This window comes from Micromonospora lupini str. Lupac 08 (assembly GCF_000297395.2).
In the GTDB taxonomy this organism is placed as follows: Bacteria; Actinomycetota; Actinomycetes; order Mycobacteriales; family Micromonosporaceae; genus Micromonospora; species Micromonospora lupini.
Window position 1 is genome coordinate 2079855 of sequence record NZ_HF570108.1, and the last position, 25597, is coordinate 2105451.

General features: G+C 71.1%; 20 protein-coding genes. 8 read left to right on the plus strand and 12 right to left on the minus strand.

Going from position 1 to position 25597, the window contains the following annotated elements:
* Positions 1–66: 66 nt before the first annotated feature.
* Both MILUP08_RS10825 and MILUP08_RS10830 read left to right on the plus strand, forming a co-directional pair.
* The gene (locus MILUP08_RS10825; RefSeq protein WP_007457491.1) at positions 67–666 is read left to right on the plus strand and encodes an alpha/beta fold hydrolase; all 600 of its coding nucleotides are present in this window, start codon (positions 67–69) and stop codon (positions 664–666) included.
* Positions 667–728: 62 nt separating this feature from the next.
* Positions 729–1565 carry an alpha/beta fold hydrolase gene (locus MILUP08_RS10830; protein ID WP_007457493.1) on the plus strand — a complete coding sequence of 279 codons (837 nt, stop codon included), beginning with the start codon at positions 729–731 and terminating at the stop codon, positions 1563–1565.
* A gap of 45 nt (positions 1566–1610) precedes the next feature.
* Here the strand turns inward: MILUP08_RS10830 and MILUP08_RS10835 are convergent, their stop codons facing one another.
* Both MILUP08_RS10835 and MILUP08_RS10840 read right to left on the minus strand, forming a co-directional pair.
* Positions 1611–2324 carry a hypothetical protein gene (locus MILUP08_RS10835; protein ID WP_007457494.1) on the minus strand — a complete coding sequence of 238 codons (714 nt, stop codon included), beginning with the start codon at positions 2322–2324 and terminating at the stop codon, positions 1611–1613.
* 171 nt (positions 2325–2495) lie between these two features.
* The gene (locus tag MILUP08_RS10840) at positions 2496–4154 is read right to left on the minus strand and encodes a glycoside hydrolase family 27 protein (RefSeq protein ID WP_007457495.1); all 1659 of its coding nucleotides are present in this window, start codon (positions 4152–4154) and stop codon (positions 2496–2498) included.
* A 264-nt stretch (positions 4155–4418) separates the two neighbouring features.
* On the opposite strand from MILUP08_RS10840, the gene MILUP08_RS10845 reads away from it, so the two are divergent.
* A complete protein-coding gene (locus MILUP08_RS10845) occupies positions 4419–5312 on the plus strand; it encodes an SGNH/GDSL hydrolase family protein (RefSeq protein ID WP_007457496.1) in 894 nt (297 codons plus the stop codon).
* An 82-nt stretch (positions 5313–5394) separates the two neighbouring features.
* Here MILUP08_RS10845 and MILUP08_RS10850 read toward each other — a convergent pair whose 3' ends face one another.
* From MILUP08_RS10850 to MILUP08_RS10860, 3 genes are all read right to left on the minus strand, one after another.
* A complete protein-coding gene (locus MILUP08_RS10850) occupies positions 5395–6540 on the minus strand; it encodes an RNA polymerase sigma factor (RefSeq protein WP_039907683.1) in 1146 nt (381 codons plus the stop codon).
* Between the two features lie 8 nt (positions 6541–6548).
* Positions 6549–6956: a YciI family protein gene (locus MILUP08_RS10855; protein WP_007457498.1), complete on the minus strand. Its 408-nt coding sequence runs from the start codon at positions 6954–6956 to the stop codon at positions 6549–6551.
* A gap of 138 nt (positions 6957–7094) precedes the next feature.
* On the minus strand, positions 7095–8669 hold the full coding sequence (locus tag MILUP08_RS10860; protein ID WP_007457499.1) for a glycoside hydrolase family 43 protein: 1575 nt from the start codon (positions 8667–8669) through the stop codon (positions 7095–7097).
* A 455-nt stretch (positions 8670–9124) separates the two neighbouring features.
* Between MILUP08_RS10860 and MILUP08_RS10865 the strand changes: the two genes are divergently transcribed.
* Complete coding sequence (locus MILUP08_RS10865) at positions 9125–11968, plus strand: glycosyl hydrolase family 95 catalytic domain-containing protein (RefSeq protein ID WP_007457501.1); 2844 nt, start codon at positions 9125–9127, stop codon at positions 11966–11968.
* A gap of 106 nt (positions 11969–12074) precedes the next feature.
* On the opposite strand, the gene MILUP08_RS10870 is transcribed toward MILUP08_RS10865, so the two are convergent.
* A complete protein-coding gene (locus MILUP08_RS10870; RefSeq protein ID WP_007457502.1) occupies positions 12075–12389 on the minus strand; it encodes a hypothetical protein in 315 nt (104 codons plus the stop codon).
* Positions 12390–12493: 104 nt separating this feature from the next.
* Positions 12494–12943, minus strand: a complete 450-nt coding sequence (locus tag MILUP08_RS10875) for an iron chaperone (protein WP_007457504.1) — start codon at positions 12941–12943, stop codon at positions 12494–12496.
* A 270-nt stretch (positions 12944–13213) separates the two neighbouring features.
* On the opposite strand from MILUP08_RS10875, the gene MILUP08_RS10880 reads away from it, so the two are divergent.
* Positions 13214–14227 (plus strand): LacI family DNA-binding transcriptional regulator, encoded by a 1014-nt coding sequence (locus MILUP08_RS10880; protein WP_007457505.1) that lies wholly within the window; start codon positions 13214–13216, stop codon positions 14225–14227.
* Between the two features lie 48 nt (positions 14228–14275).
* On the opposite strand, the gene MILUP08_RS10885 is transcribed toward MILUP08_RS10880, so the two are convergent.
* The 4 genes from MILUP08_RS10885 to MILUP08_RS10900 form a co-directional block, all read right to left on the minus strand.
* The gene (locus MILUP08_RS10885) at positions 14276–15988 is read right to left on the minus strand and encodes an amylo-alpha-1,6-glucosidase (protein ID WP_007457506.1); all 1713 of its coding nucleotides are present in this window, start codon (positions 15986–15988) and stop codon (positions 14276–14278) included.
* A gap of 32 nt (positions 15989–16020) precedes the next feature.
* Positions 16021–16845: a carbohydrate ABC transporter permease gene (locus tag MILUP08_RS10890; RefSeq protein ID WP_007457507.1), complete on the minus strand. Its 825-nt coding sequence runs from the start codon at positions 16843–16845 to the stop codon at positions 16021–16023.
* A complete protein-coding gene (locus tag MILUP08_RS10895; RefSeq protein WP_007457508.1) occupies positions 16842–17705 on the minus strand; it encodes a carbohydrate ABC transporter permease in 864 nt (287 codons plus the stop codon). The genes MILUP08_RS10890 and MILUP08_RS10895 overlap by 4 nt, the downstream gene beginning before the upstream one ends.
* Before the next feature lie 126 nt (positions 17706–17831).
* The gene (locus tag MILUP08_RS10900) at positions 17832–19076 is read right to left on the minus strand and encodes a sugar ABC transporter substrate-binding protein (protein ID WP_007457509.1); all 1245 of its coding nucleotides are present in this window, start codon (positions 19074–19076) and stop codon (positions 17832–17834) included.
* Between the two features lie 302 nt (positions 19077–19378).
* On the opposite strand from MILUP08_RS10900, the gene MILUP08_RS10905 reads away from it, so the two are divergent.
* Together MILUP08_RS10905 and MILUP08_RS10910 are read left to right on the plus strand one after the other, a co-directional pair.
* The gene (locus MILUP08_RS10905; RefSeq protein WP_007457510.1) at positions 19379–21214 is read left to right on the plus strand and encodes an RICIN domain-containing protein; all 1836 of its coding nucleotides are present in this window, start codon (positions 19379–19381) and stop codon (positions 21212–21214) included.
* A 191-nt stretch (positions 21215–21405) separates the two neighbouring features.
* On the plus strand, positions 21406–23001 hold the full coding sequence (locus MILUP08_RS10910; protein WP_007457512.1) for an arabinofuranosidase catalytic domain-containing protein: 1596 nt from the start codon (positions 21406–21408) through the stop codon (positions 22999–23001).
* Positions 23002–23130: 129 nt separating this feature from the next.
* Here the strand turns inward: MILUP08_RS10910 and MILUP08_RS10915 are convergent, their stop codons facing one another.
* The gene (locus tag MILUP08_RS10915; RefSeq protein WP_007457514.1) at positions 23131–23721 is read right to left on the minus strand and encodes a TetR/AcrR family transcriptional regulator; all 591 of its coding nucleotides are present in this window, start codon (positions 23719–23721) and stop codon (positions 23131–23133) included.
* 178 nt (positions 23722–23899) lie between these two features.
* Between MILUP08_RS10915 and MILUP08_RS10920 the strand changes: the two genes are divergently transcribed.
* A complete protein-coding gene (locus MILUP08_RS10920) occupies positions 23900–25540 on the plus strand; it encodes an MDR family MFS transporter (RefSeq protein WP_007457516.1) in 1641 nt (546 codons plus the stop codon).
* Positions 25541–25597: the final 57 nt, after the last annotated feature.

Below are 25597 nucleotides of genomic sequence, written 5' to 3' on the forward strand. Positions count from 1 at the left end.
GGCGTCGACGCTGCTCGCACCGGGTATCCGAACCCGATCGGGGCGCGTACGCGAGAGGGGACCGTCATGGCGACGACCGCGCAGACCCTGTTCGTTCAGGGCGCTGGCACCGGCACCCACGACGAGTGGGACAACAGGTTGTTCGACAGCTTGCGGCGTGGGCTCGGGGACTCGTACGAGGTTCGTTACCCACGGATGCCCGACGAGGGCGACCCGAGCTACGCCGCCTGGAGCGCCGCCATCCGGCGGGAGATCGCGGCACTTGACGACGGCGCCGTCGTCGTCGGCCATTCGCTGGGCGCGGCGATCCTCGTCCACGCGCTCGCCGAGCGACCACCCGAACGGGACCTCGCGATGATCGTGCTGATCGCCGCCCCGTTCGTCGGCGCGGGCGGTTGGCCGGGCGACGAGTTCGAGTTGTCGCCCGACCTCGGTGCCCGGCTACCGCGGGGCGTACCGGTGCGGGTGTTTCACGGGCTCCGGGACGAGACGGCGCCGCCGTCGCACGCGGACCTGTACGCGGGTGTCATCCCGCAGGCGCGGGTGTACCGGCTGCCGGGGCGCGATCACCAGCTGAACGACGACCTCGGCGACGTGGCCGCAGTGATCAGGTGCGGTGACGCGCCTGCCGGCCGGGGGCGTCAGGGTGCGCCCGACGTCACTTGACACGGTTGGCTAATAGTATTAGCTTGAAGCTAACGCAATTAGCCAACCCCTTGGAGGATCCCGTGACCGAGTACCTGACCGTCGATGGCGGCACCCTGGCGTACGAGGTGAGCGGCGCCTCCGGGCCGCTCGTCGTTCTCGCCCACGGCATGGGTGACAGCCGCGCGGCGTACCGCTTCGTCGTGCCGCGCCTGGTGGCCGCCGGCTACCGGGTGGCCGCGGTCGACCTGCGGGGTTGCGGCGAGTCGAGCGCGCGGTGGCCCTCCTACAGCCGCACCGACATCGCGGGCGATCTGCTCGCGGTGATCCGCCACCTCGGCGGTCCGGCCGTGCTGGTCGGTCACTCGATCTCCGGCGGGGCCGCCACCATCGCCGCCGCCCAGGCGCCCGAGATGATCACGGGCATCGTCGAGTTGGCCCCCTTCACCCGCAAGCAGTCGATCAGGCTGGGTGACCTGCGGGTCGCCCGTTACCGCAAGGGCATGGCCCGGCTGCTCGGCACCGGCCTGCTGGGCAGCGTGCCGCTCTGGCGCAGCTACCTCGACATCGCCTATCCCGGGCGGAAGCCGGCCGACTGGACCGCCCGCACGGCCCGGATCGACGCCATGATGCGTGAGCCCGGCCGGATGGCGGCGATGCGCAGGATGGGCCAGTCGGCGCCCGTCGACGCGGGGGCGCAACTGGGAAACGTTCGCTGCCCGGCCCTGATCGTCGAGGGCACGCTCGACCCGGACTGGGCCGACCCGCGGGCCGAGGGGGAGGCGATCGTCGCCGCGCTGCCGGCCGGGCTGGGCCAGCTCGAGGTCATCGAGGGCGCGGGCCACTACCCGCACGTGCAGTACCCCGACGAGACGGTGACTCTGCTGCTCGCCTTCCTGGGCGCGCACGTCCGCGCCTAGGGTCGTGGCTCGCCCCGCCTCCGGAGCGCGCCGGCGACGCCGCGGTCAGGCCAGCAGTTGTTCCCGCATCCGCGCGCCCAGGTTGATCCGTCCCACCGCGCGCGGGCCGGCCGGATCGTGCACGTCCACGGTGTTGTTGCGACGCATCAGCGCGCGGACCGGCGGTGGCAACCGGGGCGGGTCGTCCATCGCGGCGAGGATCTGCGCGGCGCTCGTGATCAGTCGATCGACGAGGGCGGCGGCGTCGGTGTCCACCCGCACCCGGCCGTACTCCCAGCCCGCGGTGGTGAGGTCGAGGACCTCGAACAGGTGGGTCGCCAGCGGGTTCGGGTCGGTCACCCGATCGAGCCGGGCCGCCCGGCCGCCGACCACCGTGACGGCGGCGGCCACCTGGGCGTACGGGTGGAAGCCGCACGGCAACGCGAACAGTGGCCACCGCAGGCCGGGGCCGGCCTCCATCCACAGCGGCCGGTAGTTCCGCCGGTGCACCAGGAGCCGCCGGCCCGTGCGCCGGTGGATGTCCTGCGCCTGCGACCGCAGATCCAGGTGCGCCTCGTCGGCGACCTGGTGCAGAACCCGGGCCGCCACCACCAGGCCGTCGTCGCCGTCAAGCATCCCGGTCGCCGCTTCGACCTGCGCGGGAAATGGAACCCGCGCCTGGGTGCCGTATCCGTGCTGGAGGTCCCGCAGCAACGCCTGCTGCCGCTCCGGGTCGAGTTGGACCCGCCCGCCGCCCAGCAGTCGCTGGAGCCAACGCATGTCGCCTCGTTTCAGCAGAGCCGTCCCGAACCGTGGCAATGCTATGCGTCGGACGTTCCCCGGGTGCCGCAGGGGTGAGCGAGAGACGGCGTGCGCCGGCCGGGCGACGCGCGGGTCGGTGCCCGCGCCAGCGCCCGGCCGGCCCTGCCCCCGGCTACCGGGGTCCGTCGCTCAGGTGCGGCTCCACCGCTGGCTGGCTGCGCCGTTGCAGTCCCAGATCTGGGCGCGTGTGCCATTCGCCGTACCGTTGCCCACCAGATCCAGGCAGCGGCCTGAGGCGACGGCCGTGATCGAGCCGTTGGCGTTGAAGCGCCACTGTTGGTTCGCCTGGCCGTGACAGTCCCAGATGATCACCGATGTCCCGTTGGCGGTGCCGCCGTTGTAGACGTCGAGACACTTGCCTCCGTAGACCCGCAGCTCCTGGGAGCTGGTCGAGGTCCAGGACTGGTTGGCCTGGCCGTGGCAGTCCCAGACGATGGCCGTGGCGCCGTTGGTCTGGGACGCGCCGTTGACGTCCAGGCACCGGCCGGCGGACGTGTTGCGGATCGCCGACGTCGTGCTCGGTGGAGGAGTGGTCGGCGGGGGAGTGGTCGGCGGAGGCGTGGTCGGCGGAGGAGTGGTCGGTGGGGGCGTGCCGCCGCCGGTGACCAGGAACATGGCCGCGCCGTGTGCCGGCACCGACGCGCTGATCGTGCCGGTCGACGTCGAGGTGGTGTGGGACCACAGGTCGCGCACGGTGTACGAGCCGGCACTGCCGAGCCCGAGCGCGCTGGCCGTGGTGGAGATCGTGGTGGTGCCGCTGCCGCGGTTGAGCAGGACGGTGGCCACCCCACCGGTGGACATCGGCTTGCGCCAGACCTCCAGGTCACCGGTGTCGCTGATCTTGCGGCCCTGCTGACCGCCCCAGTCCTGGTTGACAGCGATCACGTCGGTGTTGGTCAGGATGGTGCGGGTGGCGGCCGACATGGTGCGGATGTCGTTACCGGCCAGCAGCGGGGCGTTCAACAGCGCCCACAGGCTGAAGTGGGCCCGGGACTCGGTGTCGGTGGGGCCGTTGCCGACCTCCAGCATGTCCGGGTCGTTCCACGCGCCGGGCCGGGCGTACGACTCCTTGCCGACCTGCTGGTCGAGGATGCCCATGATGGAGTTCCAGTTCCCACCGATGTCGCCTGTGGTACGCCAGGAGTTGCCCACCCCCGCGCCCCAGGTCCAGACGCTGTCCTGTCCCCAACTGCACAGGCTGTAGAGGATCGGCCGGTTGGTGGCCAGGAGCGCGTCCCGCATCGCGGTGTAGCGCTGCTGCGCGCTCCGGCCGAGGTGGTCGCCGCAGTTGTCGTACTTGAGGTAGTCGATCCCCCAGGATGCCCAGAGGTTGGCGTCGCGTTGCTCGTAGTTGATGCTGGCCGGGTACCCGGCGCAGGTGAGGGTGCCGGCCGAGGAGTAGATGCCCAGCTTGAGGCCCTTGTCGTGGACGTAGTCGGCGAGGGCCTTCATGCCGCTCGGGAACTTCTGCGGATCGGCGACCAGGTCACCGCTGCCGTTGCGTTGCTTCGTGGACCAGCAGTCGTCGATGTTGACGTAGCGGTATCCGGCCGCGGCCATGCCGCTGGAGACCAGGGTGTCGGCCGTCTGCCGGATGAGCCCTTCGTTGACGTTGCACCCGAACGAGTTCCAGTCGTTCCAGCCCATCTGCGGCGTGCGGGCCAGCCCGTTCTCCAGCGCCTGCGCGGGTTGGGTGGTGGTGAGCACCAGCGCGCCGCTGACCACCGCGGTGCCGAGGGCGGCCGCGAGGAAAGCGGGCAGCAGTAGGGCGATTCTTCGTCTGAGCATGTGCACTCCTTGCGGGTGGTCGGTGGCGAGGCCCACAGGAGCCAATGGCATAGATCGATGCCAATTTAACTCGTACGACATATGACGTCAACGTCGCCGGCATCCGGCGTGGGCCTCGGGGTCTTCGGGATCGACCGCGCAGCCCCTGTGGCCCACACCGTGGGACGGCTTTTAGTGAGGGTCATCTATATTGACGTCGCTCGGCGGCGGCGACAGGATCTCGGCACCACCACCCCACCGCCGCGATCTCCCCTGGGAGGCGTCATGCCCCGTCCCCGCCTGCCGCTCCTGCGGGCAGCCACCCGACTCGCCGCGCTCGCCGCGGCCACCGCCGGTGTGCTGCTCGCCGTCGCCACACCCGCCAGCGCCGCGGTCCCCACCGGCCGCTACGTCGCGCTGGGCGACTCGTACACCGCCGGCCCGCTGATTCCCACCCAGGTCGACCTGAACTGCCTCCGGTCCAACCGCAACTATCCGTCGCTGGTGGCCGCGGCCGCCGGCTCGGCGTCGTTCGCCGACGTGAGCTGCTCCGGCGCCACGACCGACGACATCCTCTACGGCGGCAGCGGCCAGCTCGGCATCACGGTGCCACCGCAGCTCAACGCGGTCACGCCGAGCACGGCGCTGGTGACGGTGCAGATCGGCGGCAACGACATCGGCTTCTCCGGCATCATCAGCGAATGCGCGGAGGCGAGCCTCAGCAGTCCCCTCGGATCGCCGTGCAAGAACCGGTACACCGCCGGCGGCACGGACCAGTTGCAGGCCCGGATCGCGGCCACCGTGCCGAAGGTGACAAGCGTGCTGCAGGCGATCCGCCGGGCCGCGCCGGGCGCGAGGGTCGTGGTGCTCGGGTACCCGGCGATCCTGCCCGACAGCGGATACGGCTGCTGGCCGGTGGTCCCGATCGCCTACCAGGACGTGCCGTACCTGCGCACCATCGAGAAGTCGCTCAACGCCATGCTGGCCGGCGCCGCCGCGGCGAACGGCGCCACCTACGCCGACGTCTACACGCCGTCGATCGGTCGCGACACGTGCAAGAGCAGCGGCACCCGGTGGGTCGAGGGGCTGGTGCCGCAGAACTCGGCCGCGCCCTTCCACCCGAACGCGCGCGGTGAGCAGGGCATGGGCAGCGCGCTGATTGCCACCCTGAACAGCTGACCGAACATCGTTCGGGCCGGCCCCGTCACAGCACGACGGCGGGGCCGGCAGCTCACGCCGTGGTACGGGTCGGCGCGAGCCCTCACCGCTGCCGGCGAGTGTTGAGCCGTGCGGCCTGTCGTGTCAGGTGGTCGCGCTCGGCGAGGTTGGGGGCCCGGTGGGCCGCCTCCGCGTACAGGCGTGCCGCAGTGGCGAGGTCGCCGTCGCGTTCGTGCAGGTACGCCGCCACCGCCGTGTGACGAGGCAGCGCGTCGTCCAGCGCCGTGAGCGCCGCCAGGCCGGCGCGAGCGCCGTCGGCCTCGCCGACGGCCACCGCGCGGTTGAGCCGGACGACCGGGCTGTCGGTCAGGCGTGCCAGCTCGTCGTACCACTCGACGATCTGCACCCAGTCGGTCTCCTCCGCGGTGGGCGCGTCGGCGTGGAGCGCGGCGATGGCGGCCTGGGCCTGGAACTCGCCCAGGCGGTCACGCGCGAGGGCGGTCTGGAGGATGTCCACGCCCTCGGCGATGACCGCGGTGTCCCACCGGCCGCGGTCCTGCTCGGCGAGTGGCACCAGGCTGCCGTCGGGCGAGGTCCGGCTGGCGCGGCGGGCGTGGTGCAGCAGCATGAGGGCGAGCAGCCCCGCCACCTCCGGGTGGTCGATCGCGCCGGCGAGCTGCCGGGTGAGCCGGATGGCCTCGGCGGCGAGGTCGACGTCGCCCGTGTAGCCCTCGTTGAAGACCAGATAGAGCACGCGCAGCACGGTGGCGACGTCGCCGGGTCGGTCGAACCGCACCGCGGAGACGGTGCGCTTGGCCCGGCTGATGCGTTGCGCCATGGTCGCCTCGGGCACCAGGTAGGCGTCGGCGATCTGACGGGTGGTCAGCCCGCCGACGGCGCGGAGCGTGAGCGCGACGGCGGACGACGGCGTCAGCGACGGGTGGGCGCAGAGAAAGTAGAGCTGGAGGGTGTCGTCCACCTCGGGCGCGGGCCCCGGCGCCGGCTCGTCGTCGACGAGGTCCTCACGACGACGGCGGGCGGCGTCGGCCCTGGTGGTGTCCAGGAACCGGCGCCAGGCCACGGTGATCAGCCAGCCCTTCGGGTCCCGCGGCGGGTCGGCCGGCCAGACGCGGACGGCCTCGACCAGCGCGTCCTGCACGGCATCCTCGGCCGCCGCGAAGTCAGCTCCGCGGCGGACGAGGATCCCGAGCACAGTCGGCGTGAGACTCCGGAGCAGTGCCTCGTTCATCGCCGAGGTCACTCCGCGATGGTGGGCGGCTCGGTCAGGAAGGGGCGCACCTCGAGCCACTCGTGGATCGGCTTCCCGCCCGCCCCCGGAGCGGCGGACAGTTCCCCGGCCAGCTCGACGGCGCGCTCGTAGCTGTCGACGTCGATCACCATCCAACCGGCGATGAGGTCCTTGGTCTCGGCGAACGGGCCGTCGGTGACCGGTGGGCGTCCCGGGCCGTCGTAGCGGACCCACGCCCCCTCGGGGGCGAGCGCCTGACCCTCGATGTACTCGCCGGTCTTCTCCAACCGGGACGCGAAGTCGCTCATGTACTGCATGTGCGCCGAGATCTCCTCCGGCGTCCACCGGTCCATGGGTACGTCGTTGACCGCGGCCGGACCGCCACGGTAGTGCTTCAACAGCAGGTACTTCGCCATCGTCGTGTTCCTCCTCGCTGGTGTGACCCGTTCCGGTCACGTTCACCTCGGGGACGGAGCCGCGCGCCGTTTCTCGACATTGCCAGGAAGAATATTTTGACGCCGGATGGAGGGAGGCCTCGGCGAGCCGGTCCGCGTTCAGTCGGTCGGCCGCGTTGCCGGGCGGTAGTCGAACCAGTCGAAGGAGGCGCTGCCCTCGGTCACGTACATGCCGACGACCCGGCCGGTGAAGCCGCCGGCGACCTCGGTGGACAGGTAGCGCCCGTCGAGTTCGGTCAGCAGGACGCGGCCCTCGGTGGTCTCCACCTCGAACGCGACCATGTCGGAGGTGGCGGGGCGTACGCCGAAGGGTTCGTCCGCGGCCGTCAGGTCGGCCGCGGAGGTCACGGTCGGCGGGTAGAGGTCGTGGGTCCGGGTGGCGATCGTCAGGACCAGCGGGCCAGCGGGTACGTCGAGGGACGCGAAGACCTGCCGGAACGGCCCGACCCGGCCGACGACGCGGGCGGTGCCGGCCCGAACCTCCAGGTCGTAGTGGTGCGCCTCGTCGACGCGGATGGTGAGCCCGGCCGTGCCGCTGCCCGGGTCCACCCGCGTGCCGGCGCGGCAGTCGTGGTGGCGCTGGCGCGTCGCCACGATCGTCGCGCCGGCACGGTCCAGCGTCGTGCCGGTCGCGTGCAGGGTGAGCCATCCGGGCCGCTCGGCAAGCGACCAGGCCGCGTCGGGGCGGGAACGGGGCGAGATCCAGCCGGGTGCGAGGAGTCGCGCGTCGAAGTCGTCGTGCTGGACACCGGGGTCGGGCGGGGCCGCGAGGGCCGGTGCGCTGCCGGCGGGTGCGGCGGTGACCTCCCGGACGTGGTCCAGGACGGGCCACCCGTCGACCCAGCGGACGGGCACGAGGAACGTCTCGCGACCGAGCACGTGGAACGGCGGCCACTGGCCCTTCGCCCGGATGCCGAGGAGCACCATCCACCAGCTGCCGTCCGTGGCCTGCACCAGATCGGCGTGCCCGGCGGCCTGTACGGGCAGGTTGGTGCCGCGGTGCGTGAGGACGGGGTTGGTCGGGGCGGGCTCGAAGGGCCCCCGTGGGCTGCGCGAGCGGGCGACCGAGACGGCGTGACCGGTGTGCGTGCCGCCCTCGGAGAGCAGCAGGTACCACCAGTCGCCGATCCGGTAGAGGTGCGGCGCCTCCGGGTACTGGCCGCCGGTGCCGGACCAGAGCGGGATCGGCCCCTCCAGCACCTGACCCTTGTTCGGGTCGATCCGGTAGGCGTCCACTCCGGAGGTCGTCAGCCAGCAGGTGCCGTCGTCGTCCCAGGCCAGGGACGGATCGACGTGTGGGAGGTCGAGGTAGACCGGCTCGGACCACGCGCCGGCGGGGTCCTCCGCGGTGACGATGAGGTGTCGGCCCAGGCTGACGTTTGTGGTGATCATCCAGAACCGGCCGTCGTGGTGGCGGATGGTCGGCGCGAAGATGCCCCGGGACGCGTCGGCGTCCGGTGGGATCTCCAGCTGGCTGGGCCGGTCGAGGATGTTGCCGATCTGTCGCCAGTTGACCAGGTCCCGACTGTGCAGCAGCGGTACGCCCGGGAAGTACTCGAAGCTGGAGCAGACCAGGTAGTAGTCCTCGCCGACCCGGCAGACACTCGGATCGGGATGGAAGCCCGGCACGATCGGGTTGCGGTAGCCCGGGGCGGCCGGTGTGCCTGCGGACACGTGGTGTCACCTCCCGGGCGGTCGATGCCAGGATGCTCCGAAATGTTCGCGATAACATCGTGTGCCCTGGATGCTATGAAGACGCCGTCGGGATGGCAACCCGCCCCGAATGTCAGGGCGGCGCCACCGGTCCACGACCCCGGAGGGGTCCTGGCGGGAAACATGCTCGGCATCTCTTGACGGGCGGCATCGCCATCTACGAAGGTCTATAGAGGGTGAGATGACGCGCCGCCGGGAGCCCGGTGCGCCGGTCTCCGGCTGTGACACGTTGCTGCGGGGTGCGAACGGGCGGCACTGTTAACGCTCACAGCGCGGAGTGCTCACCACACGCGGCAGCCGCACGTCTCGCCCGAGACCGCGAACGGCGCGCGTCCACGACATTCGACTTTCTCGGGGCGGTGGCCCGCACCGGCCCCACCTGCCTGCGCCTCTGAACTGCGCTGATTGGAGAGACCATGCCTGACGTGACACGAAGGAACGTGCTGAGGGCCGGTGCGGCGGGCGCCGGAGCCGCACTGCTGCCGGTCGCGTGGTCCGCCGTCGCCCGTGCCGGCTCGGTCGCGCCGCCGCAGGTGCTCGCCGCCGACGACCTGGCCCTGTGGTACGACGAACCGGCCGGCACCGACTGGCTGCGGGCGCTGCCGATCGGCAACGGTCGGCTGGGCGCGATGGTGTTCGGCAACGTCGACACCGAACGGCTACAGCTCAACGAGGACACCATCTGGGCCGGCGGCCCGTACGACTCCGCAAACACCCGGGGCGCGGCCAACCTCGCGGAGATCCGGCGGCGGGTCTTCGCGGACCAGTGGACCCAGGCGCAGGACCTGATCAACCAGACGATGATGGGCAACCCGGGCGGCCAGCTCGCCTACCAGCCGGTGGGCAACCTCCGGCTCGCCTTCGGGTCCGCCAGCGGCGCCTCCCAGTACAACCGGACACTCGACCTCACCACCGCCACCGTCACCACGACGTACGTGCTGAACGGCGTCCGGTACCAGCGTGAGTCGTTCGCCAGCGCGCCCGACCAGGTGATCGTGATCCGGCTGACCGCCGACCGGGCCGGCTCGATAACGTTCAACGCCACCTTCGACAGCCCGCAGCGGACGACGGTGTCGAGCCCCGACGCCGCCACCATCGGTGTCGACGGCATCTCCGGCGCCATGGAGGGCGTCAACGGGTCGGTGCGCTTCCTCGCCCTGGCCCACGCCGTCGCGACCGGCGGCACGGTCAGCAGCTCCGGCGGCACCCTGCGCGTCTCCGGCGCCACGAGCGTGACCGTGCTGATCTCGATCGGTTCCAGCTACGTCAACTTCCGCACCGTCAACGGCGACTACCAGGGGATCGCGCGCACCCGCCTCAACGCCGCCCGTGGTGTCGCCTTCGACCAGCTGCGCAGTCGCCATCTCGCCGACTACCAGGCCCTGTTCAACAGGGTGACCATCGACCTGGGGCGTACGGCCGCCGCCGACCAGCCGACCGACGTGCGGATCGCCCAGCACGCGAGCACCAACGACCCGCAGTTCTCCGCCCTGCTGTTCCAGTTCGGGCGGTACCTGCTGATCTCCTCCTCGCGACCGGGCACGCAGCCGGCGAACCTGCAGGGCATCTGGAACGACTCGATGACCCCACCGTGGGACTCGAAGTACACAATCAACGCCAACCTGCCGATGAACTACTGGCCCGCCGACACGACGAACCTGCCCGAGTGCTTCCTGCCGGTCTTCGACATGATCAAGGACCTCACGGTGACCGGCGCGCGCGTCGCCCAGGCGCAGTACGGCGCCGGCGGCTGGGTCACCCACCACAACACCGACGGATGGCGGGGCGCCTCGGTCGTCGACGGGGCGCTGTGGGGCATGTGGCAGACCGGCGGCGCCTGGCTGTCCACCCTCATCTGGGAGCACTACCTGTTCACCGGCGACGTCGGCTTCCTGTCGGCCAACTACCCGGCCCTCAAGGGCGCCGCCCAGTTCTTCCTCGACACCCTGGTCGCCCACCCGACGCTCGGATACCTGGTCACGAACCCGTCGAACTCGCCGGAGCTGCCGCACCACTCGAACGCCAGCGTCTGCGCGGGCCCCACGATGGACAACCAGATCCTGCGCGACCTGTTCGACGCGGTGGCCCAGGCCGGCGAAGTGCTCGGCGTCGACGCCACGTTCCGCTCGCAGGTGCGGACGGCCCGGGACCGGCTGGCGCCCTCGCGTGTCGGCTCCCGTGGCAACGTCCAGGAGTGGCTCGCCGACTGGGTCGAGACCGAGCGGAACCACCGACACGTCTCGCACCTCTACGGCCTGCATCCCAGCAACCAGATCACCAAGCGCGGCACCCCGGCGCTGTACGAGGCCGCCCGCCGGACACTGGAACTGCGCGGCGACGACGGGACCGGCTGGTCTCTCGCCTGGAAGATCAATTACTGGGCCCGGCTGGAGGACGGCACCCGCGCCCACAAGCTCATCCGCGACCTGGTGCGGACCGACCGGCTCGCGCCGAACATGTTCGACCTGCACCCCCCGTTCCAGATCGACGGCAACTTCGGCGCCACCTCCGGCATCGCCGAGATGTTGCTGCACAGCCACACCGGCGAACTGCACCTGCTGCCGGCGCTGCCCAGCGGGTGGCCCACCGGCCAGGTCGCGGGCCTGCGCGGTCGGGGCGGATACACCGTCGGCGTGCGCTGGACCAGCGGGCAGGCCGACGAGATCAGCGTCCGCGCCGACCGGGACGGCACGCTACGTCTGCGCGCCCGGCTCTTCACCGGTGCCTTCACCCTCGTCGACGCCACCGACGACAGCACACCGTCCACCACCCGACCGGACACGGATGTCGTCCAACTCGCCGTCCGCGCCGGGCACACCTACCGCGCCGCGCGGCCCGGTGTGACACCGTCGCCGACGCTGAGCAGCACGCCCACGCCCACCGTCAGCCCGACCCTGAGCCCGACGCCGTCCCTGACGCCGACCCCGACACCGACCGTGACGAGCACGCCCTCGCCGTCCGGCGCGCGGGCGACGTACACGGTGACGAGTTCGTGGTCCGGCGGCTTCCAGGGCGAGGTCACCGTGACCGCCGGCGCGGCACCGACCCGTGGCTGGACCGTCTCCTGGACCTTCCCCAACGGGCAGGTGATCAGCCAGATCTGGAGCGGCGTACACACGCAGAGCGGCGCGAACGTGCGGGTGACGAACGTCGACTACAACGGGTCGCTGCCGGCGGGCGGCTCGACGACGTTCGGCTTCATCGCCTCCACGACCGGCGCCAACAACCCGCCGACCGACATCACCTGCACGACGACCTGACCCGGCGCGTCCCGCGCCCTTCGTCCAGCCCGCCGTCGGCCCGGTGCCGGTGGCGGGCTGGGGCGGCCGGCGACTGCCGTCCGCGGCGCGTCGTCGCGGGCCGTCGCTACCGGCCTGGCTCACCGCCCGTGCGCTCGACCCGCCTTCGCCACCGGCGGTGCCGCCAGACGGCGACCGCGCAGGCCACGGCGACGAGCAGCGCGGCGGTGCCCTTCCACGCCCGCTCGAACCACTGTCGGTCGGTGCCGAACGCCGCTTCGCCGGCGGCCATGAGCCACAGCCCCGTCCATGCCCACTGCCAGCCGCGGGGCCAGGAGAAGGAGTCGGGCGGGTCGGTGAACGCGCCGAGCACAAGGAACGCGGTGCCGACGACGACGATCAGCGGTACGCCGATGCGCGAGACGACCTCCCAGAGGGACACGGTTCGATCATCTCCGGTGGGCGCAAGCACCGGCGCGGCCGCGCGGGCCGGCGGGCGTGCGAAATCCGGCCCGCCGACCACGAGCGCCCCGATCGCGCGGGCGCTCAGGAGACGGCGGCCCGCACCAGCTCGATGACCCGCTTCTCCACCTCGGGGCTCCAGGTCCGCAGCGCGTACGCCACCGGCCAGAGGTCCCCGTCGTCGAGGTTGGCCGTGTCCTGGAAGCCCAGGGTCGAGTAGCGGTAGTTGAACTTGCCGGAGTCCTGGAAGAAGACGACGATCTTGTCCGCCGCGTTCGCGTAGGCGGGCATCCCGTACCAGGTCTTCGGCGACAGTTCGGGGGCGGCGGCGGTCACCGCGACGTGCACGCGCTCGGCGAGCGCGCGGTCGTCGGGCGCCATCTGGGCGATCCGGTCGAGGAGCGCCTGCAACCCGTCGGCCTTCTTGGCACCCTTCTTGCCCTCGGCGCGCAGCTCGGCCGCACGCTCCTTCATCGCGGCGCGCTCCTCGGCGCTGAAGCCGTCGGACTCGGTCGTGGAGGTTTTCGCGGACATGTCGGGCTCCCTCTCGATGTTTCCCGGCCCGGCGTCGTGCCGGCTACCTGGGAGAAGGCTAGGCCGGGGCACCGGCCGGGCGCTTCTTGATTCCTGACCGGCTCGGGCCGGCGGGCCGGGCCGGCGGGCCGGGCCGGCGGGCTGGGTGGGCCGAGCCCGGCGGGCCGATCCGGTCCGGCGGGGCATTCGGGCGCCGTTGGGGAGCGCTTATGCTCGGAACCGGAGCTGGGCGCGTCCCCGTCCGGGCAGGAAACGATTCGAGGGCGGCGTATGAACATCGGGGAGATCGCCCGTCGGGCGGGAGTGTCCCGCAGCACCGTGTCGTACGTGCTGAGCGGCAAGCGAACCGTCTCGGAGGCCACCCGGCAGCGGATCCAGGCCGTCATCGACGAGCTGGACTACCGGCCGAACGCCAGCGCCCGCGCCCTGAAGGAGGGGCGTACCCGCACCCTCGGGCTGGTGATCCCACCGGCGAGCCAGCGGTTGACCGACATGCAGTTGGGCTTCGTGGCAAGCGTCGTCGAGGCCGCCGCCCGCCACGACCTGGACGTGCTGCTGTCCCCGTCCGGCGGAGACCACGACCGGTCGTTCGAGCGGATCGTCAGCGGGCGCCGGGTGGACGGCGTCGTCCTCATGGAGATCCGGTTGGAGGACGACCGGGTCACGCGGCTGACCAGAACGGGCCTGCCGTTCGTCACCATCGGTCGGACGGCCGAAGCGCACGGCATGAGCTGGGTCGACATCGACTACGCCGGGTTGATCGCGCGCTGCGTGCACCACCTGGCCGACCTGGGGCATCGGCACGTGGCGCTTGTCAACCGCTCCGCCGAGCTGGTGGCGGCGGGTTACGGGCCCAGCCATCGCGCGTTGGCCGGTTTCCAGGCGGCGGTCGCGGAACGGGGCCTGAGCGGCGTGGACGTCTGCTGCGGCGATGACACGGCCTCCGGTGAGGCGTGCGTGGAGCAGTTGCTCGTGACCCATCCGGCCGTCACGGCGGTGGCCACCATCAACGAGGCGGCGCTGCCCGGGATGCAGCGCGCGCTTACCGGCGCCGGACTGTCCGTGCCGGGCGACTTCTCCGTCACCGGCGTCGCCGCGCAGCACTGGGCGGAGGACTTCCGCCCGCCGCTGACCGCCGCGGACGTCCCCATGCGGGACATGGGCGCCGAGGCGGTGGCGCTGCTGCTGGAGATCATCGCGGCCCCCGAGAGCGTGCCGCGGCACCGCCTGTACAGCCCGCCCATCTCGTTGCGGTCCAGCACCGGCCCGGTCCGGACCCACTGACCCCTGCCGGGCGCGGGCCCCGGGGTCGGCGGGGCCCGCGCCGGTCGGCTACCGCCGCGCGGCTCGGCGCTCCTCCTGGGCGGCCGCGAGGATGAGGTAGCTGCTGGCCGTCCAGGTGTACGCGCGGTCCCGCAGCCCGGCGCCGGTCTCGGCGTCGAAGTTCTCCGCGAAACCGGACTTCTCGCACAGCGCGAGGAAGCGCTGGCTGATGTCGTCGGCGATCCCGGTGTGCCCGGCCCGCCGCAGACCGTCCTCGACCAGCACCGTGGAGGGGGCCCAGATCGGTCCCCGCCAGTAGCCGTCGGCGAGGTAGTGGGCCGAGTCCGTCGGCTCGGTGGCCAGCCCGTGCGTGGTGAGGTGGGTCTCGACGCTCCGGGCGAGCGCGTCGGCGATCGGGGCGGGCAGGTCGGCGCCGAGAGCGACGGGCATCAGGTCGAGCAGGCTGCGGCTCGTCCGCCGCTGCCCGGTGTGCGGGCTGCGGGCGGTGAAGCGCTCGCCGTCCCACAGCTGCCCGAGCATGGCCGCGTGGATCCGGTCGGCCTCCCGGGACCACCGGTCGGCGGGTTCGCCCAGCTCGGTGGCGAGGTCGGCCAGGCACCGCAGCTGGGAGACCAGGAACGCGGCGAGGTCGGCGGTCTGCAGGACCCGGTCGTCGTCGAAGGTGGTGGCGTTGTCCCAGCCGCTGTCGTTGCCGTGCTGGTAGTGCGGCAGGTCGTGGCCGGGGGCGCGGCGCGCGTCGAGCCAGAACCCGGTCCAGCGGGCCAGCCGGTCGTACGTCCGCGCGAGCTCCGCGCGCTCCGGTGGCTGGGGAAGGCGTCGGCGCAGGTGACGCAGGGCCCAGCCGTGGATGGGGGGCTTGACGTAGTTGTGCAGGACCTCGGAGTGGGTGACCGAGTCGGGTAGGGCTCCCGCGCCGTCCTGGTGGTCGAAGGGCAGCTGGAACTGGTGCCAGGCCAGCTCCGGCTCACCGGCCGCGAGCGCGATCGCGTTGAAGCAGTGGTCCCAGCTCCACACCTTGTCCATCCAGTGCTTGGACATCAGGACGGCGGGCCGGGTGACGAAGCCCGCCGGGGCGACGGTGGCGGACCACAGCACGTACGCGGCCAGTTCGGCGGCCGGGGTGTCCGCCCCGCGCCACGGCGCGACGGCGTCGACGAACGCGGCGAACTCGGCGCTGCGGTCGTGGCACACCTGCTCGAAGGGGACGCGGGTGGCGTAGGGCCGGCGGGCGGTGGCGTACTCCTCGATGGCGATCTCCCAGGTCTGGTCGCCGGGGAGGTCCAGGAAGCGGTCGGCGGCGCCGAGCGCCTCGACGCCGTCGGCGTGGAGCAGCGCGCCGGAGAGCACCGTGACCCGGTAGCGGCGCCCGGTCTCGTACGACGTGAAGACGTGTGAGCCGTCGACCGGGTCGCGGTAGAGGTAGGTGCCGCTGAATGGGGTGAGGGTGCCCGCGGCCGCCGCGATCCGCAGGCCGAGGTGCCGGCCCCGGATCCGCAGGGTGTCCGGTCCGTCGTAGACGGCCTCGATCAGGCCGCGACCGGCACGCCAGGTCAGCAGCGCGGGCGCGGCGACGACTGTGGCGCCGGCGGCCGCGGGGGAGAGGCGCAGCACCGGGTGCAGCCCGGTCTGGTGCGACACCAGGTGCAGGTCGTCGGCGTACGTCTTCTCGGCGACCACCGGGGAGATGTTGAGCCAGGATCCTCGGTAGCTGAACGGGATGTCCTGGATGGGAAACTCCGGACCGGACGGGGCGACGGTCATGGGTGGCGGTTGCCTTTCTGTGGTGCGGGTGGTCAGTCCTTGACGGCGCCGGCGGTCACGCCCATCGAGACGTACCGCTGAGCCAGGACCAGCAGCACGGCGGCCGGGATGGAGGCGACGACAGCGGTGGCCATGATGGCGTTCCACTGCTGGTTGTTGTTGCCGATGTAGTGGTAGATGCCGAGGGTGATCGGCTGGTGGTCGCCGCCGCCGGCGAGGGTCGAGGCGAAGATGAAGTCCGACCAGGACCACAGGAACGCGAAGAGCGACACCGTCACGATCGAGTTGCGGCTGACCGGCAGCACGACCGACCAGAAGGTGCGCAGCCGTCCCGCGCCGTCGACCACGGCGGCCTGGAGCAGCTCGTCGGGGATGCCGGACATGAAGGCCGTGAAGATCAGTACGGCGAAGGGCACCGCGAGTGTCGTGTCGGCCAGGATCAGGCCCGGCAGTGTGTTGAGGACGCCGAGGGTGAGATAGATGGCGTAGAAGCCCATCGCCATGATGATTCCCGGGATCATCTGGGCGATCAGCAGCAGGAAGCTCAGCGCCGGGCCGCCGGGTGGCCGCAGCTTCGCCAGCGCGTACCCGGCGGGGGCGGCGAGCGCCACGGTCAGTGCCACCGTGCCGAGCCCGACGAGGAAGCTGGTGCCGAGGTAGGGCAGTTGCTGGTCGAGGACGGCCCGGTAGCCGTCGAGCGTGCCGTCGGTCGGGAACAGGTGTGGCGGATCGGCCCGCATGTCCTGGTCCCTGGTGAACGACACATTGATCATCCAGTACACGGGGAAGAGCATCAGCCCGGTCAGCACCAGACCGACTACGGTCTTCCACCAGACGCGACGCGGTGACGTGGTCATCGTTGGTACTGCCTCCGCTGGGACCGGATGTAGACGAGCCCGGCGATCAGGGCCATCACGATGAGCAGGTTGCCGACGGCCGCGCCCGGACCGAACTCCGGCAGCATGTTGCCGAAGCCGAGGCGGTACGACCAGGTGGCGAGCGTGGCGGACGAACCGGTCGGGCCGCCCCGGGTCATGATCCAGATGATGTCGAAGACCTTCAGCGTGTAGATCAGTCCCAGCAGCAGCGTGATCGCCGAGACCGGGCGCAACAGCGGGAAGGTGATCGACCAGAACCGTTGCCAGCCGCTCGCGCCGTCGAGCGCGGACGCCTCGTACACCTCGACCGGGATCGCCTGGAGACCGCTGTAGAGCACCACCAGGTTGAACGGGATGCCGATCCAGACGTTCGCGATGATCACCGAGGTGAGCGACCAGGTCGGCGAGGTGAGCCAGTTGACCGGGTCGATCCCGACGACGCCCAGCGCGGCGTTGACCAGCCCCGAGTCGCTGTTGAGCAGCCACGACCAGGTCGAGGCCGACACGATCAACGGCAGCAGCCACGGTACGAGGATCAGCGCCCGCAGGGTGCCCGACAGCGGGAAGTGCTGGCGGAAGAAGAGGGCGAGGGCCATGCCGATGGTGAACTGGAAGACGAGCGACGCCCCGGTGAAGACCAGTGTGTGCGCCAACGTCGGCCAGAACGCCGGGTCGGTCAGGACGGTGCGGTAGTTGTCCAGGCCGGCGAAGGGTGCGCCGCCCTGCACGAACGAGCGGACCGTGTACTCGCGCAGGCTCAGCTCGACGTTGCGGTAGAGCGGGTAGGCGTAGAAGGCCAGCAGGTAGACGACCGTCGGCGCCAGGAAGCCCCACGCCACCCATCGTCCGGGCCGGCGGGTTCGAGGTGCGGGGGGCCCGGGTGGGGCGGCGTCAGCCGCCCCACCGTGGCCTCGCGTCGTGGTGGAAATCCGTGTCGTGGGGGTCATCGTGTCGGTTCGGCGCGCTTACTTGCTCGTGGCCGAGGCCTGCGCGGCGGTCAGCGCCTCCTGCGGCGACTTTCCGCCGCTCAGGGCTGCCTGCACGGCGGTCCACAGGGGTTCGGAGATCTTCGGGTACTTCGTGCCGAGGTTGTCACCGGTGCGGCCCTTCGCCGCCCGGACGGCCTCCACCCAGACCTTGAGCTTGGGGTTCTCGGTCGCCTGCCGGTCCTGTACGGCCGTGACGGGCGCGACGTAGGAGAGGGTGGTGTCGGTGGTGAGGAGATTGTCGGCGTTGGTCAGGCAGGTGACGAGCTTCTGCGACGTCGCGTACCGGTCGGTCTTCTTCTGCACCGGGATCGAGACGAACTCGCCGCCGGTCGGCGCCGGGGCCGGCCCACCGGCGCTGGCCGGGATGGCGATGGTGCCGTACGAGAAGCCGAGCTTCTCCGCGTTGGCGAGCTGCCAGGTGCCGTTCTCGGCGAACGCGAAGTTGCCGCTGGCGAACTCCTGCCAACTCGTGGTCTGGGTGTTGTTGATGACGGAGTTCGGTGCGAGGCCCTGCTTGAGCCAGTCCTTCCAGAGGGTCAGCGCGGACACCGCCTGCGGCGAGTCCAGGCTGGTCAGCTGGGCGCCCGATCCCCAGAACCAGGGCAGGAACTGGAAGCTGCCCTCCTCGGTGCCGATCGCGGAGAAGGTGATGCCCTTCTTGCCCTTCGCCTTGACCTTCGTGAGCGCCGAGGTCAGGGACGTCCAGTCGGTGACCGAGGCCGGGTCGACGCCGGCGGCGGTCAGCAGGTCCTTGTTGTAGTACAGCGCCAGGGTGTTGGCCCCGATCGGCACCCCGTACGTCTTGCCCCCGCTCTGGCCGGCGCCGAGCAGGTTCGGCGCCATGCTCGACACGTCCAGCTTGTTCTCTTCGGTGGTGGTGAGCGCGCCGGCCTCGGCCAGTGTCGAGATGACCGGGTTGTCGACGATCAGCACGTCCGGCGAGTTGCCCTGCTGGGCGGCGAGCAGCGCCTTGTTGGTGAGGTCGGTGGTGTCGTAGCCGGTCCGCTCGACAGTCACGCCCGCCGAGGTTCCGCACTTCTTGAGCAGGGCGACCCAGTCGGAGTCGTCGGCGAACTGCGGGTACGGGTCCCAGACGAGGTAGGCGCCGCCGCCACCACCGTCGGAGTCGCCGGACGACGACGAGCAGGCTCCGGCGGTCACTGCGGCGAGCGCTATCACGGCAACGGCGGCCAGGCGCCGCCGTCGGTTGAGTCCTGTCATGTGCTGCCTCACTTAGAGTCGATCGTCAGGTGGGGTGTCGTGGGTTGACCGTCGCGGGGCCGGACCACGTCCGACCATGAGGCGAACCGATTCGACGAAACGGTTCGCACGAAGATAGGACCGCCCGTGCTCGGTGGTCAAGGGTTGGACGAGCTGCCCGGACGGCGCTGCTGGGAAACACCGGCTTCACCCGATCGTCACTTCATTGACACGAGTGAGTCCCCGACCTACGATCCGTGCGAATCGATTCGCAAGCGCAGCCCTCCGGAGAGCGTCCCCCGCGCCCCACCAAGGAGCCGCCCGTGAAAACCCCGTCCCGCAGCAGGTCGGGACGAGCCCACGCGCTCGTCGCCCGACTCGTCGTCGGCCTGCTCGCCGCAACCACCGCCGTCACCGTCGCCGCGTCCCCGGCCCAGGCCGCCGACGAGTCGATAAGCGTCAACTTCTCCACCACCACCGGCACGCCGACCTACCGTGCCGCCGGCTGGATCTACGGCATGACCGAGAACGCCAGTGGCCCGCCCGACCACTTCTACCGCGACGTCAACTTCCGCTACATGCGCGCCGGTGGCGCGCAGCTGCCCGGCAGTGGCTGGGTCGGTGGAAACTACGATCGCCGCTGGAACGCCACAGTCGCCCAGGCGCGTCGGACCGTCGCCCTCGGCGGGCAGTTCATCCTGCTGCCGCACGACCTGTGGGGCGCCGACGGCGCCGGCATCTCCCGCTTCCCCGGCGACAACGGCAACTGGACCGACTACGACAACTTCCTGACCCGGGTCATCAACGACGTCCGGGCGTCCGGCCTGTCGGTGCAGTGGGACATCTGGAACGAACCCAACATCACCATCTTCTGGAACCGGCCGATCTCCCAGTACCTGGAGCTCTGGCGGCGCACCTACCAGCGCCTCCGGACGGAGTTCCCCAACCAGCTCATCGTCGGGCCGAGCTGCGCCTGCGTGCCGTCGACAAACCACGCGTTCTGGAACCAGTACCTGGACTTCGTGCGCTCGACGAACACGGTGCCGGACATCATCAGCTGGCACTCGTTGCCCGGTGACCCGGTCGCCAACGTCGCCGCCGCCAACGCCACCCTCGACCCGCGCGGCATCCCGCATCCCCGCCCCTACCAGATCAACGAGTACGGGGCGTCCAACGAGCAGAACCCGGCCGACGGCGCCTGGTACATCGCGCGTCTGGAGCGGGCCGGCGCGGACGGTCTGCGGGCCAACTGGGCCAGCGCCGGCAACCTGCACAACGACCTCGGCAACCTGTTGACCCGCAACTCCGCCGGCCAGCACCAGCCCAAGGGTGAGTGGTGGGCCTACCGCTACTACGCCTCACAGACCGGCCAGAACGTCTCGGTGACCGGCAGCCAGTCGTACGACGCGTACGCCACGAAGGCGAGCGGGGTGGCGAAGGTCCTGGTCGGTGGCGGTCGCACCACCGGGAACCTGAGCGTCAACCTGCAACGCCTCGACACGACGAGTGGCGTCGTGCAGAACAACCAGGTGCGGGTGCTCACGCAGCGCATCCCGTACAACAACGGCGGCGCGGTGCAGGGCCCGGTCACGGTCTCCAACAGCGTCGTCAACCTGTCCAACAACAACGCCGCGGTGAACCTGGGATACGGCAACCAGAACGACACGTACACGGTGACCCTGCTTCCGCCCTCCGACGGGGGCTTCCAGTCGGTGGCGGTGGCCCAGCACTCCCAGCAGTGCCTGGACAACACCGGCCTGAGCACCGCCGACGGTAACGTCCAGCAGCAGTTCTACTGCGAGGGCGGCGCCCAGCAGCTCTGGAACTTCCAGCCGGTCGCCGGCGTGGCGAACACGTACACCGTGGTCAACCAGCAGAGCGGCAAGTGCCTCGACGTCAGCGGCGGGTCCACCGCCAACAGCGCCGCCGTGGACCAGAGGACCTGCCAGGACGTGCCCTACCAGCAGTTCACCCTCCGGAAGGTGACCTACTCCGGTAACGACTCGCACGACTACCAGCTCGTCGCCCGGCACAGCGGCAAGTGTGTCGACGTCAACGGGGTCTCCACGGCGGCCCGCGCGACGGTCCTCCAGTGGCCCTGCAACCCGGTCGGCCAGGGCAGCCCGCTGAACCAGACCTGGCGGATCTGGGGGCGGTAGCCGGCGCGGAAGAGGTCAGGCGGTGGCCGCCGGCACGGGCGGCCACCGCCGGACTCCCGCCGAGCGGGCTCGCATTGACACTCATCGAAAATTGATCCTACGATTGCTGCGCATCGATTCGGCCGCCCCCGCCACCACCACCTGCGGCGTCGGCACATCCACGCGCTGCCACGACTCCGAGGAGCCACCTCGTGCGAACCCCGTCCCCCGCCGGGCCCGGCCTGGCCCGCGATCCCATTCCGAGACGTCGCCTCCCACGCCTGGCCGTCCTGGCCGGCGCCCTGGCCGGCGCTCTCGTCCTCGTCAGCGTCGGTGCGACGGCCGGCGCCGGGTCGTCCGCCGCCGCGCCGATGGCGGCCGCCGCCATCGTGGCGGGGCAGAGCACCACCATCGTCGGCGCGCCGTCCGGTCGCTGCGTCGAGGTCCCCAACTCCAGCACCACCAACGGCACCCAGACCCAACTGTGGGACTGCAACGGCGCGGCCGGTCAGACCTGGACCTGGACGTCGAGCAAGCAGCTCACGGTGTACGGCAACAAGTGCCTGGACGCCAACGGCCGAGGCACCACCAACGGCACCGCGGCGATCATCTGGGACTGCAACGGCCAGACCAACCAGCAGTGGAACGTCAACAGCAACGGCACCATCACGGGCGTGCAGTCCGGGCTGTGCCTCGACGCCAACGGCGCGGCCACCGCGAACGGCACCAAGCTGATCCTCTGGGCCTGTAACGGCGGCGCCAACCAGCAGTGGGGCTCGCCGACCACCCCGCCGACCACGAGCCCGCCGACCACCGGCCCGCCGACCACCCCGCCGCCGAGCGGCGCGCGCCCGTGCGACATCTACGCCTCGGGCGGCACCCCGTGCGTGGCGGCCCACAGCACGACGCGAGCGCTCTACGCGACGTACGCCGGCAACCTCTACCAGGTCCGGCGCTCGTCGGACAACACGACCCGCAACATCGGGCTGACCGGCACGGGCGGCACCGCCAACGCCTCGACGCAGGACTCGTTCTGCTCCGGCACGACCTGCGTGATCACCGTCGTCTTCGACCAGTCCGGTCGCGGCAACGACCTCTGGTACCAGGGGTCCAGCGTGGTTCCGGGCTCGCCGCAGAGCAGGCCGGCGACCGCGACCACGGAGTCCCTGACGGTGGGCGGCGCCAAGGCGTACTCGCTCTACATCAACCCTGGCAACAGCTACTGGCGCGACGGGCACCTGACCGGCGTGCCGACCGGCGCGGCGCCCGAGGGCATGTACATGGTGACCAGCGGGACCCACGTCAACAGCGGCTGCTGCTTCGACTACGGCAACAGCGAGACGACGCGCAAGGCCGACGCGGCCGGCGCGATGGACGCCATCAACTTCGGCAAGCAGTGCTGGTTCGGCGGCTGCTCCGGCAGCGGCCCCTGGGTGCAGGCCGACCTGGAGTGGGGCCTGTTCCCCGGTGGCAGCAGCTCGTGGAACCCGAACCAGCGGGCGTTCACCAGCAAGTTCGTCACGGCGACGCTGAAGAACAACGGCACGTCGCGCTTCGCCATGAAGGGCAGCGACGCCCAGTCCGGCAGCCTCTACACGCTGTGGGACGGCTCGCTCCCGCCGGGCTACAGCCCGATGAAGAAGCAGGGCGCGATCATCCTGGGCAGTGGCGGTGACTGCTGCAAGCCCGACGGCGGCGCGAACCTGAGCGCCGGCACGTTCTACGAGGGGGCCATGGTCGCCGGTTACCCGTCCGACGCGACGGAGAACGCGGTGCAGGCCAGCGTGGTGAGCGCCGGATACCGCTGACCCATCGACGGCGGGCCTCGTCCGCCGGTCACCACCGCCCAGAGCAGTGGTGACCGGCGCGACGGGGCCTTTCGTCGTTGCGTGGCGGCCGCCGGTGCTCGCCGCGTCGAATCGGACACTCGTCGATGGTCAGGCCGACGGGGGAGTGACCTCGGCGAGCGCGGTTCGTACGATCTCCAGCAGGTCGTGGCCCGGGTGGTCGATCCAGTGCTGGATGGCGACGCGCAGGGCGGCCAGGAACGTCGCGGTCAGCAGCCGGGAGCGCAGCGCCACCGCCGTGCCGGTGAGCCGGTGGGCGAGCTCCGCGGCCAGCTCGCGCTCGATCGCCGTGTACGCCGCCACCTGGTGCGCGGCCAGGCCGGGGTGCCCGCGCAGCTGCCGGCGTCGGGTGAGCCAGCTGTGGTCACGATCATCCGATGATTCCCTGGTGAACTGTTCGGCAGCCTGGCTCAGCGCGGTCCACGGCGCCTCGCTGCCCGGCCGCTCGTGGACCAGCTGCAACAGCCGGCGCAGGCGCACCGTGTCGCCGTGGAAGAGCGCCTCCTCCTTGCTGGAGAAGTAGTTCGAGAACGTCCGCCGGGAGACGTTCGCGGCGTCGGCGATCGCCTCGACCGTCACGCCGTCGGGGCCCTGTTCGGCGGCGAGGCGCAGGGCTGACTCGTGCAGGGCGAGGCGGGTGGCCGCCTTCTTGCGCTCCCGTAGGCCGGTGATCTCGTCCATCGCGCTCAGCGTACGTCGAGTGACCGGCTTCTCAATGGGCAAACTTGCCGACTGAGCAAGATCGGTAGATGCTTGCGTGAGGCAACCAACTCAGGCGCGCGAATGCGCGGGTCCGTGAGACCCGCGCAGGCCTGATCGACGTCGCCCTCGAAAACCACGACAAGCTGGAGGCCGCGCGATGAGCGCACCCACCACCACGGCCGGCACCGAGCCGATGACCCATCGGCAGACGCTCGAGGCGCTCAGCGGTCTGCTGCTGGTGCTCTTCGTCGCCATGTTGAGCAGCACTGTCGTCTCGACCGCGCTGCCCAAGATCATCGGTTCGTTGAACGGCTCCCAGAACCAGTACACCTGGGTCGTCACCGCGACCCTGCTCACCGCGACCGCCACCACCCCGATCTGGGGCAAGCTGGCCGACCTGTTCAACAAGAAGCTCCTCATCCAGGTCGCCATCGTGGTCTTCCTGCTGGGCTCGGTCATCGCCGGCTTCTCGCAGAGCGCAGGACAGCTCATCGCCGCCCGCGCGTTCCAGGGCATCGGGGTCGGTGGCCTGCAGGCCCTCGTCCAGGTGGCGATCGCCGCCATGATCCCGCCGCGTGAGCGGGGTCGCTACAACGGCTACCTCGGCGGCGTCATGGCGGTCGCGACCGTCGGCGGCCCGCTGCTCGGCGGCCTCATCGTCGACACGTCCTGGCTGGGCTGGCGCTGGTGCTTCTTCGTGGGCGTGCCGGTCGCCGTCATCGCGCTGATCCTGTTGCAGGCGACCCTGCACCTGCCGACGCTGCGGCGCGAGAACGTGAAGATCGACTATCTGGGTGCGGGCCTGATCGCCGCCGGCGTCAGCGTGCTGCTGATCTGGATCTCCTTCGTCGACGGCTCGTTCGCGTGGTTGTCCTGGCAGACCGTGGCCATGGTGGGCGGCGCGCTGCTCCTGCTCGCCCTCGCGGTCTGGGTGGAGTCGCGGGCGGCCGAGCCGGTCGTACCGCTCGCCATCGTGCGCCAGCACACCACCGCGCTTGCCATCCTCGGCAGCCTCGCGGTCGGCATGGCCATGTTCGGCGGCGCGGTCTTCCTCGGCCAGTACTTCCAGATCGGCCGCGGCTACAGCCCGACCGAGGCCGGTCTGCTCACCATCCCGATGATGGCCGGTGTCCTCGGCTCCTCGATCGTCGCCGGCCGGCTGATCACCAGGACCGGACGGATCAAGCCGTACATCGTCGCCGGTTCGATCATCCTGGTCGCCGGGTTCGCGCTGCTCGGCACCATCGACCACGAGACGTCGCTCGTCCTGGTCGGCGTCGCCATGTTCATCGTCGGCACCGGCGTCGGCATGACCATGCAGAACCTCGTCCTCGCCGTCCAGAACACGGTGGCCCTCAAGGACATCGGTGCGGCCAGTTCCAGCGTCGCGTTCTTCCGGTCGCTCGGCGGCACCATCGGTGTCTCGGTGCTCGGCGCGGTCCTCGCCCACCGGGTCACCGACCAGATCACGCGTGACCTGACCGCCGCCGGGATCCCCGCCTCCGGCGCCGGCGGAGACAGCAACCTCAACATCACCGCGCTGCCCGACGGGATCCAGCACATTGTGCGGGCCGCGTACGGTGACGCCACCGGACACATCTTCCTCATCTCCGCCGCGATCGGGGTGGTCGGCGTCATCGCCGCGCTCCTGCTCAGGCCGGTCACCCTGCGGACCAGCCTCGACCTGCCGGACGCCGCCACCTCGACGGCTGTCGGCGCCGACGCGGTCGACGGGGCGCCCGCGTTCGACCAGGTCACCATCGACCCCGCGCCGAAGGGGGCCCCCGACCGCCGTTGACGTCCGACCGCAGCGGGCCGCTACCGTCCTGCGCGGTGGCGGCCCGCTCCACCCGAC

Bases quoted from the DNA above. Each gene is read 5' to 3' on its own strand.
- MILUP08_RS10825 (WP_007457491.1), top strand. From the start codon at position 67: ATGGCGACGACCGCGCAGACCCTGTTCGTTCAGGGCGCTGGCACCGGC.
- MILUP08_RS10835 (WP_007457494.1), bottom strand. From the start codon at position 2,324: ATGCGTTGGCTCCAGCGACTGCTGGGCGGCGGGCGGGTCCAACTCGAC.
- MILUP08_RS10840 (WP_007457495.1), bottom strand. From the start codon at position 4,154: ATGCTCAGACGAAGAATCGCCCTACTGCTGCCCGCTTTCCTCGCGGCC.
- MILUP08_RS10845 (WP_007457496.1), top strand. From the start codon at position 4,419: ATGCCCCGTCCCCGCCTGCCGCTCCTGCGGGCAGCCACCCGACTCGCC.
- MILUP08_RS10850 (WP_039907683.1), bottom strand. From the start codon at position 6,540: ATGAACGAGGCACTGCTCCGGAGTCTCACGCCGACTGTGCTCGGGATC.
- MILUP08_RS10855 (WP_007457498.1), bottom strand. From the start codon at position 6,956: ATGGCGAAGTACCTGCTGTTGAAGCACTACCGTGGCGGTCCGGCCGCG.
- MILUP08_RS10865 (WP_007457501.1), top strand. From the start codon at position 9,125: ATGCCTGACGTGACACGAAGGAACGTGCTGAGGGCCGGTGCGGCGGGC.
- MILUP08_RS10875 (WP_007457504.1), bottom strand. From the start codon at position 12,943: ATGTCCGCGAAAACCTCCACGACCGAGTCCGACGGCTTCAGCGCCGAG.
- MILUP08_RS10880 (WP_007457505.1), top strand. From the start codon at position 13,214: ATGAACATCGGGGAGATCGCCCGTCGGGCGGGAGTGTCCCGCAGCACC.
- MILUP08_RS10885 (WP_007457506.1), bottom strand. From the start codon at position 15,988: ATGACCGTCGCCCCGTCCGGTCCGGAGTTTCCCATCCAGGACATCCCG.
- MILUP08_RS10890 (WP_007457507.1), bottom strand. From the start codon at position 16,845: ATGACCACGTCACCGCGTCGCGTCTGGTGGAAGACCGTAGTCGGTCTG.
- MILUP08_RS10900 (WP_007457509.1), bottom strand. From the start codon at position 19,076: ATGACAGGACTCAACCGACGGCGGCGCCTGGCCGCCGTTGCCGTGATA.
- MILUP08_RS10915 (WP_007457514.1), bottom strand. From the start codon at position 23,721: ATGGACGAGATCACCGGCCTACGGGAGCGCAAGAAGGCGGCCACCCGC.
- MILUP08_RS10920 (WP_007457516.1), top strand. From the start codon at position 23,900: ATGAGCGCACCCACCACCACGGCCGGCACCGAGCCGATGACCCATCGG.